The sequence below is a fragment of the Methylobacterium sp. 4-46 genome (assembly GCF_000019365.1).
Classification (GTDB): domain Bacteria; phylum Pseudomonadota; class Alphaproteobacteria; order Rhizobiales; family Beijerinckiaceae; genus Methylobacterium.
In genome coordinates this window covers 7,379,354-7,394,442 of the sequence record NC_010511.1, presented here as the reverse complement: position 1 = coordinate 7,394,442, position 15,089 = coordinate 7,379,354, and the positions used below count along the sequence as shown (strand labels likewise).

Here is a 15,089-nt window from a genome sequence, read left to right as displayed (position 1 = left end):
ACGCTTAACCTGTTCGCGATTTGTACCATGTCGCGCGTCGGCGCAGGCGATGAGAGTGACCCATGCTCACCCGTAAGCAGTTGGACCTGCTCCGCTTCATCCAGCAGCGGATGCGCGAGACCGGCGTCCCGCCCTCCTTCGACGAGATGAAGGACGCCCTCGACCTCAAGTCCAAGTCCGGCATCCACCGTCTCATCACGGCCCTGGAGGAGCGCGGCTTCCTCCGCCGGCTGCCGAACCGGGCCCGCGCGATCGAGGTCATCCGCATCCCCGAGGCGGTGGCGAGCGGCCCCGCGGAGGTGGTGCGCTTCACGCCGAGCGTCGTCGAGGGGGGGCGCTCCTCGGCCCCGGTCAAGCCCGCCCCGCTGCCGACCGCCCTGGTCTCCGACGAATCCGGGCACGCGGTCAGCATCCCGGTCATGGGCCGGATCGCCGCCGGCACGCCGATCTCGGCCATCCAGAGCCAGAGCCGCAGCGTCGCGATGTCGCCGGACTTCCTCGCCGGCGGCGAGCACTACGCCCTGGAGGTGCGCGGCGACTCGATGATCGAGGCCGGCATCCTGGACGGGGACTTGGTGGTGATCCGCCGCCAGGACACCGCCAATACGGGCGACATCGTGGTAGCGCTGATCGACGACGAGGAGGCGACCCTCAAGCGCCTGCGCCGCCGCGGCTCGTCGATCGCCCTCGAAGCCGCCAACCCGGCCTACGAGACCCGGGTCCTTGGGCCCGACCGGGTCCGCATCCAGGGCCGCCTCGTCAGCCTCATCCGCAAGTACTGAGGCAATTACCTCCTGAGGCAAGTACTGAGCCGTCCCCGGCTCCGGTTCGACCCGTAACCCTCGCGCGGACGGCCATCATCCGCCGCGCGCGAGCCCCTCTCGGCCCCGCAGATCGGGACGACGCCTGGTTGATCCCGGTCGAGGGGAAGCGCCGACGACGCGTGGTCCGGCGCGAACACCTTCCTTCCCGCAGCTGACGCATGGTGACGCCGGGCCGCGTCGCGATCAGGCAGGCGCGCGCAGCGTAGAGCAGGGTGATGGCCGGCCTCGCGCCCGCGGCGACAGTTTGCGTGTGGTGGGAGATGCGCTCCTGTGGCATGTCTCCACCTTGCGGAACTGCTGGTTGCGCGGCGGATCTGCGCTGGCGTAGGGGAAGCTTAACCGAGCCATCCGATACCTCGAAGCCGGTCCGAGGGACGGAGGAGCCGCTCCTGCGTCGGAGAGGCCAGTGCGGGGCACGACATGCCGGATGGCTCCATCCTGTTGATCGCGGACGGTTCCGCGCCGGCTCTCGGGCTCGCGCACGAACTCGCCCGCCTGATGCCCTGCATCGCCATGCGGCCGGAGGATCCGCCGCCGCCCGGTCCGCACGCCGCCGTGGTGCTCGATCTGGGTCCGGCCGAGGTCGCGCTCGGCACCGGCCTGCGGCGCTCGATCAGCGGCCTGCGCGCCCGGGGTGTCCCCTGCCTCGGCCTCGCCCGCGACGCGCCGGCCGCCGCGCTCGCGCGGGCGCGCGGGGCGGCAACGGTCCTCAACGCGCATGCACCCTCGCACGTGATCGCGCGCGAGATCGCGGACGCGATCGCCGGCGAGGCCGCCGCGCGGGCGCGGGAGCCGCTCTGGCAGACCCGCATCCGCGCCGCCGAGGCGAGCACGCTCGTCACCCAGGCGTTTCACGCCGCCACCGCGGGCGGGGCGATCAGCCGCGAGGACATCGACCTCGGCACCGAGATCGTGCTCGACGCGATGAGCGAGGCCGGGATCCGGGCGTGGCTCGACGTGATCCAGGCCCACGCGATCAGCGTCTACCAGCACTCGCTGGGGGTGGCCGGCTACGCGGCGGCCCTGGCGGGGCGGCTCGGCTTCCGGCACCAGGACCAGATGCGCCTCGTGCGGGCCGCCCTGCTGCACGACGTCGGCAAGGCGCGCATCCCCCACGCCATCCTGGACAAGCCGAGCAGCCTCACGGAGGAGGAGATGGCGGTGATGCGCACCCATCCGGTGATCGGGGCGCAGCTCCTGGCCCGCCAGCCGGGCTTCGACGCGGAGACCCTCGACGTGGTGCGCCACCACCACGAGATGCTGGACGGGTCGGGCTACCCGGACGGCCTGTCGGGCCGCGCGATCGGCGACCTCGTGCGCCTCGTGACGATCTGCGACATCTTCTCGGCGCTGACCGAGCGGCGGCCCTACCGTGCCCCGATGGCGGCCGAGGAGGCCTGGGCGGTGATGGAGCGGATGGGGCCGAAGCTCGACGCGGCGCTCCTCGCCGCCTTCCGCCCGGTGGCGCAGGCGGGCGCCGTCGCCCGCGCGGCCTGAGGCGGGGCGCCGGCCCGGCTCCCGCGGGGAGCCTCAATCGTCCGCCAGCACGCGGTACTCGGCGCCGTCGATGTCCTCGTACTGGCCCGAGCGCAGCGCCCACAGGAAGGCGCAGAGGCCCATCCCGCCGAGGAAGAGGGCGATCGGGATCATCAGGATGAGCACGTTCATGGCTGAGCAATCTCCGGCCGGCGGGGCGTCCGGCGCGCCCGCAGGGCGTTGAGCGTGACGATGACGGACGAGCCGGACATGGCGAGGGCGGCGATGAGCGGCGTGAGCAGGCCCGCGGCGGCGAGCGGGATCGCCGCGACGTTGTAGGCGGCCGAGACCCACAGGTTCTCCAGCATGAGCCGCCGCGCCGCCCGGCCGATCCGCAGCACCGCCAGGACCGGCGCGAGGTCGCGGCCGAGGAAGAGCGCGTCGGCCGCCGCCTGGCTGACATGCGCCGCGGTGACCGGGGAGAGCGAGGCGTGGGCGGCCGCGAGGGCGGGCGCGTCGTTGAGCCCGTCGCCGACCATCAGCACCCGGCGGCCCTGCGCGCCGAGGGCCTCGATGCGGCGGATCTTGTCCTGCGGCGCGAGCCCGCCCTCCCACTCGGCGACGCCGAGGGCGCCGGCCGCGGCGGCCACCGCCTCCGGCCGGTCGCCAGAGAGGATCAGCACCCGGTACCCCTCCGCCCGCAGGCTGCCGAGCACCCGCTCCGCGTCGGGGCGCAGGGCTTGGCGCACCCGGAACACGACCGGCGGAGCGTCGCCGTCCTTGAGGCAGATCGCCGAAGAGCCGGGATCCTGCGCGAGGGCCCGCTCCGCCTCGGCCTCCGCCTCGCAGAAGCGCGGCGCGCCGAGCCGCACGAGGCGCCCCTCGACCACGGCCCGCACGCCGAGCCCGGCGGCCTCCTCGGCATCGGGCAGCGCCCGGGCCTCCGGCACCGCCGTCGCCAGGGCGGCCGCCATCGGGTGCCGGCTCGACAGGGCGAGCCGCGCGGCGAGGGCCAGGGCCTCGGACTCGTAGCGCCCGGCCAGGACCGGCTCCGGCAGGGTCAGGGTGCCGGTCTTGTCGAAGGCGACCGTGTCGATCGCCGCGAAGCGCTCCAGCGCCTCGCCGCTGTTGAGGAGGACGCCCTCGCGGAACAGCGCCCCGGCGGCGACGACCTGCACGGCCGGGATGGCGAGGCCGAGGGCGCAGGGGCAGGTGACGATCAGCACCGCCACGGCGGTGAGGAGGGCCGCGTGGAACCCGGCCCCCGCGGCCAGCCAGCCCGCGAGGGTGAGGAGCGCGGCCGCGTGGACCACCGGCATGTAGAGGCGCGTCGCCCGGTCGGCGAGGACCAGGGCGCGGGACTTCGCCTCCAGCGCCCGGCGCATCAGCGCCTCGACCTGGTCGAGCAGGGTGCCCCGCGTCGCGGCCGTGACCCGCACGGTGAGCGCCCCGCTGGCGTTGAGGGAGCCGGCATGGACCATGTCCCCCGGCCCGGCCGTCACCGGAGCGGTCTCGCCCGTGACGAGGCTGCGGTCGAGTTCCGACCGGCCCTGCGCCACGACGCCGTCGACGGGCACCCGCTCGCCGGGCCGCACCAGCACCGTGTCGCCGGGGGAGAGATCGGCCACCGGCACGTCGCGCACCGCCCCATCCGCCCCGACCCGGGCGGCCGTCTCGGCGCGCAACGCCGCGAGGTTCTCGGCGAGCGCCAGGGTGCGGCGGCGCATCACCTGATCGAGCACCCGCCCGATCAGGAGGAAGAACAGCAGCATGATGGCGCCGTCGAAATAGGCGTGCGGCGCGCTCATCGCCGTCTCGACCACCGACATCGCGAGGGTCAGCACGACCCCGAGGGTGATCGGGAAGTCCATCGTGATGCGGCCGGCGCGCAGGCCGCGCAGCGCGCCCTCGTAGAAGGGCCGCCCCGCATAGGCCGCCGCCGGCAGCGCCACCAGCGCCTGGATCCAGTGGAAGAGGTCGCGGTTCTCGGGCGTCATGTCGGAGACGTTGCCGGCCCAGACCGAGACCGCCAGCAGCATCACGTTCATGGACGCGAAACCCGCCACCGCGAGGGCGCGGATCAGCCGCTCGGTCTCGCGCGCCGCCACCGCGTCGCCGCGCCGGTGCGGGTCGAACGGGTGGCCGCGATAGCCCAGGCGGGTGAGCGCGGCGAGCACCTCCCCGATCTCGGCCGGCGCGCCGGGCGCCCAGGTCACCGAGAGGCGCCGGTCGGTGACGTTCAGGCGCGCGGCCCGGACGCCCGGGAGCAGGCCGATCCCGCCCTCGATCGTGCCGAGGCAGGCCGCGCAGCGCACGCCCTCGACCGCGAAGACGGCGCGGCTTGCCCCGTCCGGCTCCTCGGCCAGGAAGGCCGCGTAGTCCCGCGGCAGCGAGGACCGGGTGTTCGCCGCGCTCCAGGCGGCGTGCGCCTCCACGTAGGCGAGCGCCGCATCGGTGCAGCACATGCGGTGTCTCCCACTCAGTCGAGGACGAGGCGGCTGCGGCGGCGGAAGACCCGGCCGGTCGCGTCGGCGGCGTCGACCACGAGGTCCCACTGGCCGGGCGGCACCGCCTCGGCCCGCCCCGCATAGGTGCCGGGCCGCGCCTCGGAGAGGGGGAGCACGACGTCCTGGCGCTTGTCGGTCGGGCGCTCGAGCCGCGCCTCGACCCGCAGCCCCGGGAGCGGCGCCTCGGCGCGGTCGCTCAGGCGGGCCGTGACGGCGACCCCCGCCCCGGCGCGCGCGACCTCGGCGGCGAAGTGCCAGCCGCGCTCGGCCTGGGCGCGGGCGAGGCGGATCTCCGCGTTGTAGACCTGCCCGGCATGGTAGGGCGACTTCTCGTCGAGGCCCGACCAGGTGCGCAGGGCCGACGTGACCAGGAACGCGTTCGCGGCGGCGACCGTCCCGAAGAAGAGGAGGCCGATCATCAGGACGCGGCGGCCGGTGAGGGGCGCGCCGGGGGGGGACATCGTGCTCGCCATGGTCAGGGGGCCTTGAAGTGATCCTGCGCGGTGGCGGTCTCGCCCGAGTCGAGATCGGTGACGCGCAGGGTGAGGGGGGTGGACTTGTCGCGGCCGGCGCCGGCCGGCGCGAAGGCGAGGGCCCGGAATTCCTGCGTGGCGTCCGGGCCGACCGCGAGGCGGCCGTCCGGCGCGCCCAGCACCTCGACCCGCAGGTCCGGCACGCCCTCGACGGCGAGGGCGAAGCGGCGGACCTCCGGACGCTTGTTGACGATGCGCAGGGTCAGGCCGTTGCGGATGGTGCCGTCCGCCAGGGTGACGAAGAGCGGGTTGCGGTCGTGCAGGACGCTGAGGCTGGTGAAGCTGCGCGTGGCGAGCCCGACCAGCATGGTGCCCCCGACCGCCGCGACGAGCAGGCCGTACAGCACCGTGCGCGGCCGCACGAGGCGGGTCACCGGGGCCTCGCCGCGCCGCCGCCGCTCGCAATTCGCCTCCGTGTCGTAGGCGATGAGGCCGCGCGGCCGGCCGAGCTTGGTCATCACCGCGTCGCAGGCATCCGCGCAGAGGCCGCACTGGATGCAGGGCATCTGCAGCCCGTCGCGGATGTCGACCCCGGTCGGGCACACGACGACGCATTGGCGGCAATCGACGCAGTCCCCCGCGGGCTCGCCGGCGCGGCGCAGGGCCTGGGCCCGCTTGGCGGCGGTGCGGGGCTCGCCGCGGTCGTACCGGTAGGTGATGGCGAGGGAATCGTCGTCGGTGAGCGCGCCCTGGATGCGCGGCCAGGGGCACATGTAGGTGCAGACCTGCTCGCGCATGTGGCCGGCGAGGGTGTAGGTGGTGAAGGTCAGGGTCAGGATCGCCGCGTAGGCGGCGGGCGGGGCCTGGAAGGTGGCGAGCTGGTGCACCAGGGTCGGCGCGTCCGCGAAGTAGAGGACCCAGGCGCCGCCGGTCCACCACGCGATGCCGATCCAGATCGCGTGCTTGAGGATCCGGGCGCTCAGCTTCTCGAGCGACCAGGGCGCGGCGTCGAGGCGCATGCGGGCGCGCCGGTCGCCCTCGATCAGGCGCTCGATGCCGAGGAAGAGGTCGGTCCAGACCGTCTGCGGGCAGAGATAGCCGCACCAGACCCGGCCCGCCACCGCGTTCATGAAGAACAGCGTGAAGGCCGCCAGGATCAGCAGCCCCATCACGTAGGTGACCTCCTGCGGCCACAGCTCGATCGAGAAGAAGTAGAGGCGGCCGCGGTCGAGGTCGATCAGCACCGCCTGGGACGGCTCGTGCGGGCCGCGGTCCCAGCGCAGGAAGGGCACGAGGTAGTAGATCGCCAGCGTGACGGCGAGCACGCACCAGCGGATGGTGCGGAAGGTGCCACGCACGCCCTGCGGGTGGATCTTCCGGCGCGCCGCGTAGAGCTGGCCCGTCTCCTCGGGCACGACGCCCGGGACGACGCGCTCGCGCCCGACGAGGAGGGTGGTGGTCCCCGCCCTGGGGGCGGTGTCGAGAGCGTCCATCCGGCGAGATCCTGCCCGCCGGGAGGGCGGGCGCTGCCGGTCTCCGTCGCGCGGGCGGGGGCCGCGCGCCTTGATCTGGCGCAAACCGGACGCGTGCGGGGCGGCGGTTGCGGAGCGTGGCGGAGGGCGCGGTCGGGTTGATCGCGCGGGTCACCGCGCGTGACGCGGGACGGGCGGCGCTGGCCGCCGGGCGCGCCGAGCCCGGCGCACGCCCGCTCTCCGCTCCGGTTCCGCCACGAGCCTCCACGGCCCATCGGGCGCCCGGCGGATGACCCGCCGGCCTGCCGAGGCAGGTCCGCTCAGCCGTGCCCCAGCATCGCCAGGACCGCGTGGATCAGGGTCGCGCCGCCGATCGGCGCGATCAGCAGGAGCAGGGCGTTCACGACGACCAGCCACAGGAGCAGCTGCTCCTGGCGCCGGGTCAGCCGAGGCCGGCGGGGGGGCGGCTCCCAGAACGGCTTCCATCCTCCCTCGGCGTACATCGGCGTCTCCACCTCGTCGCGGTTCCGGCGATCCTGGGCGCTTTCCGACAGCGTGGAAACCGGGCGCGTCGCGGCAAATGAACCGCGGCCGCGCGGGAGGCGGCGGGGATCGCGTCAGCCGGCCGCGGCCGCGTCGAGCAGCCAGACGAGGTCGCCCGCGGACCGGACGCGGCCGGCCGGCAGGTCCTCCCCCGCGGCGAGGCGCGCCAGCGGCGCGCGCTTGCCCTCGCCGGTGACGAGGACGAGCACCAGCCGCGCCGAGGCCAGGGCCGGGAAGGTCAGGCTCACCCGCGGCACGAAGGGCGCGAGCCCGGCCTCCGGGACGGCGACGACCCAGGCTTCCGCCGCGAGTTCCGGCTTGCCCGGGAACAGCGAGGCCGTGTGCCCGTCCTCGCCGAGGCCGAGCAGCACGAGGTCGAACAGGGGCCGGGCCGGGTCGAGGACCGCGCCCCCGTAGGCGGCCCGCAGCCGGTCCGCGTAGGCCTCCGCCGCGGCCTCCGGGCTCGGCCCGGTCGGGATCGGGTGGAGGTGGCCCGGCGGCAGCGGCGAATCGGGACCGAAGGCCTCCTCGACCATGCGCCGGTTGCTGCCGGCCTCCGGCGCGGGGCCGACGCGCTCGTCCCCGAAGAACCAGTGGATCCGCCCCCAGGGCAGCCGCGTGCGGAAGTCCGGGCCGGCGAGCAGCCCGTAGAGGCGCCTGGGCGTCGAACCGCCCGCCAGCGCGACCCGGCAGGTCCCGGGTGCCGCGGCGAGCGCCACCAGCCGCTCGGCCGCCGCCCGGGCGACCGCCTCCGCGTCGGGCAGCACCTCGGTTCCGGGAGGCAGGATCGCCATGTCAGTGCGTTCCCAGCGGGCGCCACGCCCGCCCGTCGCGCGCCAGGAGGTCGTCCGCCTCGGCCGGGCCGGCGCTCCCGGCGGGGTAGGGGGCGGGCTCGCGCGCGGGCGCATCGAGGATCGGCTGCACGATGCGCCAGCCCGCCTCGATCATGTCGGCCCGCTGGAACAGGGTCGAATCGCCCGTCATCGCGTCGTAGATCAGCGTCTCGTAGCCGGTGCTCGCCTCGACCTGGAAGAAGTCCCGGTAGCAGAAGCGCATCTCCACGGTGTCGAGCCGCACGCTCGGCCCCGGCACCTTGGCGCCGAATTGCAGCGAGATGCCCTCGTCGGGCTGCAATTGCAGCATCAGCCAGTTCTCGACTGCCGCGTCGACGCCGGTCCCGCGGAACAGGGCGAGGGGCGCCTGCTTGAAGCGGATCGCGATCTCGGTGTCGCGCCGCGCCATCGCCTTGCCGGTGCGCAGGTAGAACGGCACCCCGGCCCAGCGCCAATTGTCGATCCCGAGCTTGAGCGCCACGAACGTCTCGGTGCGGCTGTCCGCGGCGACGTCGGGCTCGCGCCGGTAATCGGGCACGCGGCGATCCTGCACCCGGCCCGCCGCATACTGCCCGCGCACCGCCGCCTCGACGGCGGCCGAGGGGGTGGCGAGCAGCACCTCCTCCTTCTTGTCGCGCACCGCCTCGGGCGCGAAGGAGATCGGCGGCTCCATGGCGACCAGGGTGTAGAGCTGGAACAGGTGGTTCGGCACCATGTCCCGGAGCGCGCCCGTCGCCTCGTAGAAGCGCCCGCGGCCCTCGACGCCCACGGTCTCCGCCACGGTGATCTGCACGTGGTCGATGTGGTCGCGGTTCCAGAGCGGCTCGAACAGCCCGTTCCCGAACCGGAAGGTCATGATGTTCTGGACCGTCTCCTTGCCGAGGAAATGGTCGATGCGGAAGATCTGCTCCTCCGCGAGCACCTCGCGGATCTCGCGGTTGAGGGCCTGGGCCGAGGCGAGGTCGTGGCCGAAGGGCTTCTCGATGATCACCCGCCGCCACGCGCCCTCCGGCGCCCGGGTGAGCCCCGCCTGCCCGAGCCGCGTCACCGTCGGTCCGAACAGGCTCGCCGCCACCGCGAGGTAGAACAGGGCGCTGCCGCCCTCCGGCGCCCCCGCCACCTCGGCGAGGCGGGCCTTCAGGCGCGCGAAGGTCCCGGCCTCGGCGAGGTCGCCCGACAGGTAGGTGATCCGCCGCGCGAGGCGGTTCCAGACCGCCTCGTCGAAGGAGCCGCCGCCCGCCTCGCCGCCCTTGGCGGTCACGAAGCCCCGCACCTTCCCGGTGAGGTCGTCGCGATAGGCCTCCGAGGACATCTCGCTGCGGCTCACCCCGACGATCGCGAAGCGCTCCGGCAGGAGGTTCCAGCGCGCGAGGTGGTAGAGGGCCGGCATCAGGAGCCGGTGCGTCAGGTCGCCGGTCGCCCCGAAGATCACCAGGGTGCAGGCGGGGGCGGGCGGGGCGCTCGTGCGGCCGATCCGTTCGGTCATGGGGGCTCCGGGGGTCGTGCCACGAGAGCAGGATCCGATCACGCCGCCGCCGGGTCCTGCTCTCGGTCCTTGCTGCGGACGCGTGTTCCGCGACGAAGAAGGGGCGGCCGCTTCGTCGGACAACGCGCTACCGGGGTTCCTGGTGGCCGCCGAAGCCCTTGCGCATGGCCGAGAGCAGCTTGTCGGCGAAGGAGGCGGTCTCCCGCGAGCGGAAGCGGGCGTAGAGGGCGGCCGCCAGCACGTTCGCCGGCACCGCCTCCTCGATCGCGGCGTTGAGGGTCCAGCGCCCCTCGCCCGAATCGACCACGAAGCCCGAGAACGCGTCGAGGTGCTCGTCCCGCGCCAGCGCCGCCGCCGTCAGGTCGAGGAGCCAGGACGACACCACGCTGCCCCGCCGCCACACCTCCGCGATGTCGCCGAGGTCGAGGTCGAAGCGCTGCGCCTCCGGCAATTCCTCCGAATTGGCGTGGCGCAGGATGTCGAAGCCCTCCGCGTAGGCCTGCATCAGGCCGTACTCGATCCCGTTATGGATCATCTTGACGAAGTGGCCCGCCCCGCTCGGGCCGGCATGGATGTAGCCCTGCTCGGCGCGGGGATCGCGGCCCTCGCGGCCCGGGGTGCGCGGCACCTCGCCGAGGCCCGGCGCCAGGGCGGCGAAGATCGGGTCGAGCCGGTCGACCGCCTCCTTGGCGCCGCCGATCATCATGCAGTAGCCCCGCTCCAGCCCCCAGACGCCGCCCGAGGTGCCGACGTCGACGTAGTGCAGCCCCTTCTCGCGCAGCCGCGCCGCCCGCCGGATGTCGTCCTTGTAGAAGGAATTGCCGCCGTCGATGACGACGTCGTCCGGCTCCATCAGCTCGGCGAGGCGCGCGACCGTCTCCTCGGTCGGGGCACCGGCCGGCAGCATCACCCAGGCCGCCCGCGGCCGGCCGAGCTTGGCGACGAACTCCTCCAGGGTCGCGGCACCGGCCGCGCCCGCCTCGACCAGGGCCGCCACGGCCTCGGGCGAGCGGTCGTAGACGACCGCGCCGTGGCCGGCCCGGATGAGCCGCCGCACGATGTTGCCGCCCATCCGCCCCAGACCGACCATCCCGAGCTGCATCGCGCCCCTCCGCGTCCCGTGCGGGGCCGAGGCGGCCGCGCACCCGCCACCAGTTAGGTCAGGGCCCGGCGGATTCGATCGAGCCCCGCCGTGAGGTCCCCCTTGACGTGGACGCGCAGCGCCCGCCGCCCGCGCTCCGACAGGACCCCGAAATCGCCCCGCGCCTGCGCCGCAAGGACCGTGCCGAAGCCGACCGCGCGGCCGGGGATCGGCAGGTCCGGCCCCTCGGCGGTGATCTGCAGGAAGACGCCGCTGTCGGGCCCGCCCTTGTAGGCCTGGCCCGTCGAGTGCAGGAAGCGCGGCCCGAACTCGACGCAGGTCGCCACCCGCTTTCCGTCGCGCAGGGCGAGGCGCGCCGCCTGCAGGGGGGCGAGGTTCTCCGCGTTGCGCGCCACGTAGGCGAGGAGCGCGACGTAGTCGCCCGCGCCCGCCCGCCCGATCAGCGCGCGGATCAGGCCTTCCGGGTCCGCGGCCCCGGCCTCGCGCAGCGCCTGCGCATTGGCCGCGTCCGTGTAGAGGGCGAGGCCCGCATCCTGCGCCAGCGGCGTCTCCGGGGGCAGCGCGCCGTCCCGCTCGGCCGCCTCCGTCAGCTCCCGCGTCTTGATCTTGCTCGCCTCGACGTCGGGCTGGTCGAACGGGTTGATGCCGAGGACCGCCCCGGCGACCGCCGTGGCGATCTCGAACCGGAAGAACTCCTGCGGCAAGCCCTCGCGGGAGGCGAGCGCGATCCGCGCCACCGGGTGGCCGGCGGCTTCGAGCGCCGCCACGCCCGCATCCTGGGCCGCGTCGGCGCCGTCGTCGAGGCGCAGGTAGACGAAGAACCGGTCGCCGCCATAGACCTCGGGCGCCCCGAGGGGCTCGTTGTCGATCGGGATCAGGCCCTTGCCCTCCTTGCCGGTCGACTCGGCGATGAGCTGCTCGGCCCAGGCCCCGAAGGTCGCGATGCCGGGCGAGGCCACGAGCGTGACCTTGTCGCGGCCCGCCTCCCGCGCGGCGATCCCGAGGGCGAGGCCGAGCTGGACCCCGGGATTGACCGCCGGGGGCACGTCCCGGCCGCAGGCCCGCACCATGCGGCGCGCGCCCTCCAGGAAGGCCGCCGCGTCGATGCCGCTCGCCGCCGCCGGCACCAGCCCGAAGGCCGAGAGGACCGAGTAGCGGCCGCCGATCTCCGGCACGCCGTGGAAGATCCGCCGGAAACCGTCGGCGGTGGCGGCCTTCTCCATGGCCGAGCCCGGATCGGTCACGGCGACGAAGTGGCGCCCGGCCGCTTCGCCCACGACCTCGCGCATGCGGGCGAGGAAGTAGTCCCGGAAGACGTTCGGCTCGAGCGTCGAGCCGGATTTCGACGCCACGATGAACAGGGTGCGGGGCAGGTCGACCGCCGCCTCGACGGCCTTCACCTCCGCCGGGTCGGTCGAGTCGAGGATGCGCAGGCGCGGGAAGCCGGGCCGCCGGCCGTAGGTCTCGGCCAGCACCTCGGGCCCGAGGCTGGAGCCGCCCATGCCGAGCACCACCGCGTCCGTGAACCCCTCGGAGCGGATCTCCTCGGCGAAGGCGGCGTAGTCGCCGGCCCGGGCGGTCTGGTCCGCGACGATGTCGAGCCAGCCGAGCCAGCGCGCCTCGTCGGCCCCGGTCCAGACCGAGGCGTCGCGCTGCCACAGGCGGCGCACCAGCCCCTCGGCGCGCCAGCGCTCGGCTTCCCTGTCGACGCCCTCTCGCAGGGCGCCGAGCGACAGGGCCTGGCGGTCGAGGCGGTCGCCCAGGATCTGCGCCCGCTTGGCCGCCACCGCGCCGAGGAGCTTGTCGGCGGCGTCGACGAAGAGCTGCACGCCCTCGCGGACGAGGTCCCGGGCCACCGCGTCGAGGCCGATGCCGGCGCGCGCGAGGTCGGCGAGCACCCGCTCGGCCCCGCCGACATCCTCCTCCAGGCTCGCCCGCACCCGGCCGTGATCGCGGAACGCGTCCATCGTGGCGGGCGGGATGGTGTTGACCGTGTCCGGCCCGATCAGTTCCTCGACGTAGAGCACGTCCGAGTAGGCCTTGTTCTTGGTGCCGGTGGAGGCCCAGAGCAGGCGCTGGGGATGCGCGCCCTTGGCCGCCAGCGCCGCCCAGCGCGGCCCGGCGAAGAGCCGCCGGAAGCGCTGGAAGGCGAGCTTGGCGTTGGCGATCGCGACCTTGCCCTTCAGCCCCTCCAGGGCGGCCCTCTCGTCGCCGCCCGCCCGCGCGATCCGCGCGTCGAGCTTCGCGTCGACCGCCGAGTCGATGCGGCTGACGAAGAAGCTCGCGACGCTCGCCACCCGGCCGACCGGCCCACCCCTGGCGGCGAGCTCCTCCAGGCCCGCGATGTAGGCCGTCGCCACCTCCTCGTAGACCTCCTGCGAGAACAGGAGGGTGACGTTGACGTTGATGCCCTCGGCGGTGAGGGCCCGGATCGCCGGCAGCCCCTCGGGGGTCGCCGGCACCTTGATCATCAGGTTGTCGCGGCCGACGGCGGCCCAGAGGCGGCGCGCCTCCTCGAGGGTCTCGGCGGTGTTCATCGCCAGGTAGGGCGAGACTTCGAGGCTCACGAAGCCGTCCTGCCCGCCGGAGGCGTCGTAGACCGGCCGCAGCACGTCCGCCGCCGCCCGGATGTCGGCGATGGCGAGCCCCTCGTAGAGCTCGATCACCGCCCCGTCGCCGGCCTCGCGCAGGGCCGCGTCGTAGGCGTCCGAGTGGCCGATCGCCTTCTCGAAGATCGCCGGGTTGGAGGTGACGCCGCGCAGACCGTCCTCGGCGACGAGGCGCTGCAGGTCGCCCCCGGCGACGAAGCCGCGCGCCACGAAGTCGAGCCACACGGCCTGACCCTGCTCCGCATGCAGCGCCTTCAGCGGATTCATGCCGGTCTCCCTGATTCCGTCACGCCGGAATGTGGCGAGCGGGGAGCCGCTGTCCAGGGGGAAATCGCCCCCTCGCGCCGAGGATGGCCGTTCCGGGCGGCGCGGAAACGCGCGGTTTACCATTCGGCCCGATCCTCAGGGGATGGAGAGGCCGCCCGCGGCTCGGCCCGCCGTGGCGGCGCAGGCCGCGGACGCCCGGCAGGCGGCGGCCCGGCGGGCGGCCGCCCGCCCGCCAGCGAGGATCCCCGACCCCATGATCTCCCGCGCGGAACGCTCGCATCTCGGCGACTGGTGGTGGACCGTCGACCGGGCCCTGCTCGCCGGCCTCGGCACGCTGATGACGATCGGCCTCGTCTTCCTGATGGCGGGCGGCCCGCCCGTGGCCGAGCGCCTCGGCCTGCCGACCTTCCACTTCCTGAACCGCCAGGTGATGTTCCTGGTGCCCTCGATCGGGCTGATCCTGGCGGTGTCGTTCCTGTCGCTGCGCCACGTGCGCCGGCTCGCCCTCGTCACCTACCTGATCGGGATCGTGCTCTGCGTGGTCGCCACCAAGTACGGGCCGGAGATCAAGGGCGCGCATCGCTGGATCCAGTTCGGCTCGATCGGCGTCCAGCCCTCCGAATTCGTGAAGCCGGCCTTCGTGGTGCTGGCCGCCTGGGCCTTCGCCGAGGGAGCGCGGCGCCGGGACATGCCGGGCGGCACGCTCGCGGTGATGCTGCTGCCGATGACCATCGTGCCGCTGATCCTGCAGCCCGATTTCGGCCAGACCATGCTGCTCACCATGGTGTGGTGCTGCATGGTGTTCGTGGCCGGCCTGCACTGGATCTGGGTGGGGGGCCTCGGCGGGGCGGGCCTGCTCGGCGTCGGGGCCGCCTACCAGTTCCTGCCGCACGTGCGCGACCGCATCCACCGCTTCCTCGAGAAGGAGCCGACCGAGAACTTCCAGGGCTTCTGGTCGAAGGAATCCTTCCTGATGGGGGGCTGGTTCGGCACCGGCCCGGGGGAGGGGGTGGCCAAGCGCCACCTGCCGGACGCGCATACCGACTTCATCTTCTCGGTGGCGGGCGAGGAGTTCGGCACCCTGGCCTGCATCGGCGTCGTCCTGCTCTTCGCCTTCATCGTGATGCGCGGGCTGACGCTGGCGCGGCGCAGCGAGGACATCTTCTGCCGGCTCGCCATCACGGGCCTGACGACGCTGTTCGGACTGCAGGCCTGCATCAACATGCTGGTGAATGTCCGCCTGATGCCGGCCAAGGGCATGACGCTGCCCTTCATCTCCTCCGGCGGCTCGTCGCTGATCTCGCTCGCCCTCGGGATGGGGTTCCTGGTCGCGCTCACCCGGCGCCGCCCGCGCACCGCCCTCCTCAACCGCGACGAGGGCCTTGCGCGGTGAGGCAGGCCCGCCGGCGCGCGCGCCCCCGAAGGGACGCAACCCGGGGGTGATCTTGCGGCCGAACCTGCCTAAAGAGCGGCCGGCATCGGAGATGGAAGGCCCGC

The 15,089-nt window shown here is 74.2% G+C and carries 12 protein-coding genes; 3 read left to right on the top strand and 9 right to left on the bottom strand.

What is annotated here, in order from left to right:
* Positions 1 to 62 precede the first annotated feature (62 nt).
* Together lexA and M446_RS32530 are read left to right on the top strand one after the other, a co-directional pair.
* Entirely contained in the window at positions 63 to 782 is a 720-nt protein-coding gene (lexA, locus tag M446_RS32535; protein WP_012336342.1) for a transcriptional repressor LexA, read from the top strand.
* 462 nt (positions 783 to 1,244) lie between these two features.
* Positions 1,245 to 2,321, top strand: a complete 1,077-nt coding sequence (locus M446_RS32530) for an HD-GYP domain-containing protein (protein WP_012336341.1) — start codon at positions 1,245 to 1,247, stop codon at positions 2,319 to 2,321.
* Positions 2,322 to 2,354: 33 nt separating this feature from the next.
* Here the strand turns inward: M446_RS32530 and ccoS are convergent, their stop codons facing one another.
* The 9 genes from ccoS to M446_RS32485 form a co-directional block, all read right to left on the bottom strand.
* A complete protein-coding gene (gene ccoS, locus M446_RS32525; RefSeq protein WP_012336340.1) occupies positions 2,355 to 2,492 on the bottom strand; it encodes a cbb3-type cytochrome oxidase assembly protein CcoS in 138 nt (45 codons plus the stop codon).
* The gene (locus tag M446_RS32520; protein WP_012336339.1) at positions 2,489 to 4,765 is read right to left on the bottom strand and encodes a heavy metal translocating P-type ATPase; all 2,277 of its coding nucleotides are present in this window, start codon (positions 4,763 to 4,765) and stop codon (positions 2,489 to 2,491) included. Before M446_RS32520 ends, ccoS begins: the two co-directional genes overlap by 4 nt.
* A 14-nt stretch (positions 4,766 to 4,779) precedes the next feature.
* Positions 4,780 to 5,268: a FixH family protein gene (locus M446_RS32515; RefSeq protein WP_265576483.1), complete on the bottom strand. Its 489-nt coding sequence runs from the start codon at positions 5,266 to 5,268 to the stop codon at positions 4,780 to 4,782.
* Positions 5,269 to 5,282: 14 nt separating this feature from the next.
* A complete protein-coding gene (gene ccoG, locus M446_RS32510; RefSeq protein ID WP_012336337.1) occupies positions 5,283 to 6,773 on the bottom strand; it encodes a cytochrome c oxidase accessory protein CcoG in 1,491 nt (496 codons plus the stop codon).
* A gap of 299 nt (positions 6,774 to 7,072) precedes the next feature.
* On the bottom strand, positions 7,073 to 7,255 hold the full coding sequence (locus M446_RS32505) for a hypothetical protein (RefSeq protein WP_018263161.1): 183 nt from the start codon (positions 7,253 to 7,255) through the stop codon (positions 7,073 to 7,075).
* A gap of 114 nt (positions 7,256 to 7,369) precedes the next feature.
* Positions 7,370 to 8,089, bottom strand: coding sequence for a 6-phosphogluconolactonase (gene pgl, locus M446_RS32500; RefSeq protein ID WP_012336335.1), 720 nt, complete (start codon positions 8,087 to 8,089; stop codon positions 7,370 to 7,372).
* A gap of 1 nt (position 8,090) precedes the next feature.
* On the bottom strand, positions 8,091 to 9,614 hold the full coding sequence (gene zwf, locus M446_RS32495) for a glucose-6-phosphate dehydrogenase (protein WP_012336334.1): 1,524 nt from the start codon (positions 9,612 to 9,614) through the stop codon (positions 8,091 to 8,093).
* Between the two features lie 127 nt (positions 9,615 to 9,741).
* On the bottom strand, positions 9,742 to 10,716 hold the full coding sequence (gene gnd, locus M446_RS32490) for a phosphogluconate dehydrogenase (NAD(+)-dependent, decarboxylating) (protein WP_012336333.1): 975 nt from the start codon (positions 10,714 to 10,716) through the stop codon (positions 9,742 to 9,744).
* 53 nt (positions 10,717 to 10,769) lie between these two features.
* Positions 10,770 to 13,592 carry a bifunctional transaldolase/phosoglucose isomerase gene (locus M446_RS32485; RefSeq protein WP_012336332.1) on the bottom strand — a complete coding sequence of 941 codons (2,823 nt, stop codon included), beginning with the start codon at positions 13,590 to 13,592 and terminating at the stop codon, positions 10,770 to 10,772.
* 253 nt (positions 13,593 to 13,845) lie between these two features.
* On the opposite strand from M446_RS32485, the gene M446_RS32480 reads away from it, so the two are divergent.
* Positions 13,846 to 14,985: an FtsW/RodA/SpoVE family cell cycle protein gene (locus tag M446_RS32480; protein WP_012336331.1), complete on the top strand. Its 1,140-nt coding sequence runs from the start codon at positions 13,846 to 13,848 to the stop codon at positions 14,983 to 14,985.
* Positions 14,986 to 15,089: the final 104 nt, after the last annotated feature.

What these genes read in the sequence shown, in the direction of transcription:
- M446_RS32530 (WP_012336341.1), top strand. Translation starts at nt 1,245, where the DNA reads ATGCCGGATGGCTCCATCCTGTTGATCGCGGACGGTTCCGCGCCGGCT.
- gnd (WP_012336333.1), bottom strand. Translation starts at nt 10,716, where the DNA reads ATGCAGCTCGGGATGGTCGGTCTGGGGCGGATGGGCGGCAACATCGTG.
- M446_RS32505 (WP_018263161.1), bottom strand. Translation starts at nt 7,255, where the DNA reads ATGTACGCCGAGGGAGGATGGAAGCCGTTCTGGGAGCCGCCCCCCCGC.
- zwf (WP_012336334.1), bottom strand. Translation starts at nt 9,614, where the DNA reads ATGACCGAACGGATCGGCCGCACGAGCGCCCCGCCCGCCCCCGCCTGC.
- ccoG (WP_012336337.1), bottom strand. Translation starts at nt 6,773, where the DNA reads ATGGACGCTCTCGACACCGCCCCCAGGGCGGGGACCACCACCCTCCTC.
- ccoS (WP_012336340.1), bottom strand. Translation starts at nt 2,492, where the DNA reads ATGAACGTGCTCATCCTGATGATCCCGATCGCCCTCTTCCTCGGCGGG.
- M446_RS32515 (WP_265576483.1), bottom strand. Translation starts at nt 5,268, where the DNA reads ATGTCCCCCCCCGGCGCGCCCCTCACCGGCCGCCGCGTCCTGATGATC.
- M446_RS32485 (WP_012336332.1), bottom strand. Translation starts at nt 13,592, where the DNA reads ATGAATCCGCTGAAGGCGCTGCATGCGGAGCAGGGTCAGGCCGTGTGG.
- lexA (WP_012336342.1), top strand. Translation starts at nt 63, where the DNA reads ATGCTCACCCGTAAGCAGTTGGACCTGCTCCGCTTCATCCAGCAGCGG.
- M446_RS32480 (WP_012336331.1), top strand. Translation starts at nt 13,846, where the DNA reads ATGATCTCCCGCGCGGAACGCTCGCATCTCGGCGACTGGTGGTGGACC.
- M446_RS32520 (WP_012336339.1), bottom strand. Translation starts at nt 4,765, where the DNA reads ATGTGCTGCACCGATGCGGCGCTCGCCTACGTGGAGGCGCACGCCGCC.
- pgl (WP_012336335.1), bottom strand. Translation starts at nt 8,089, where the DNA reads ATGGCGATCCTGCCTCCCGGAACCGAGGTGCTGCCCGACGCGGAGGCG.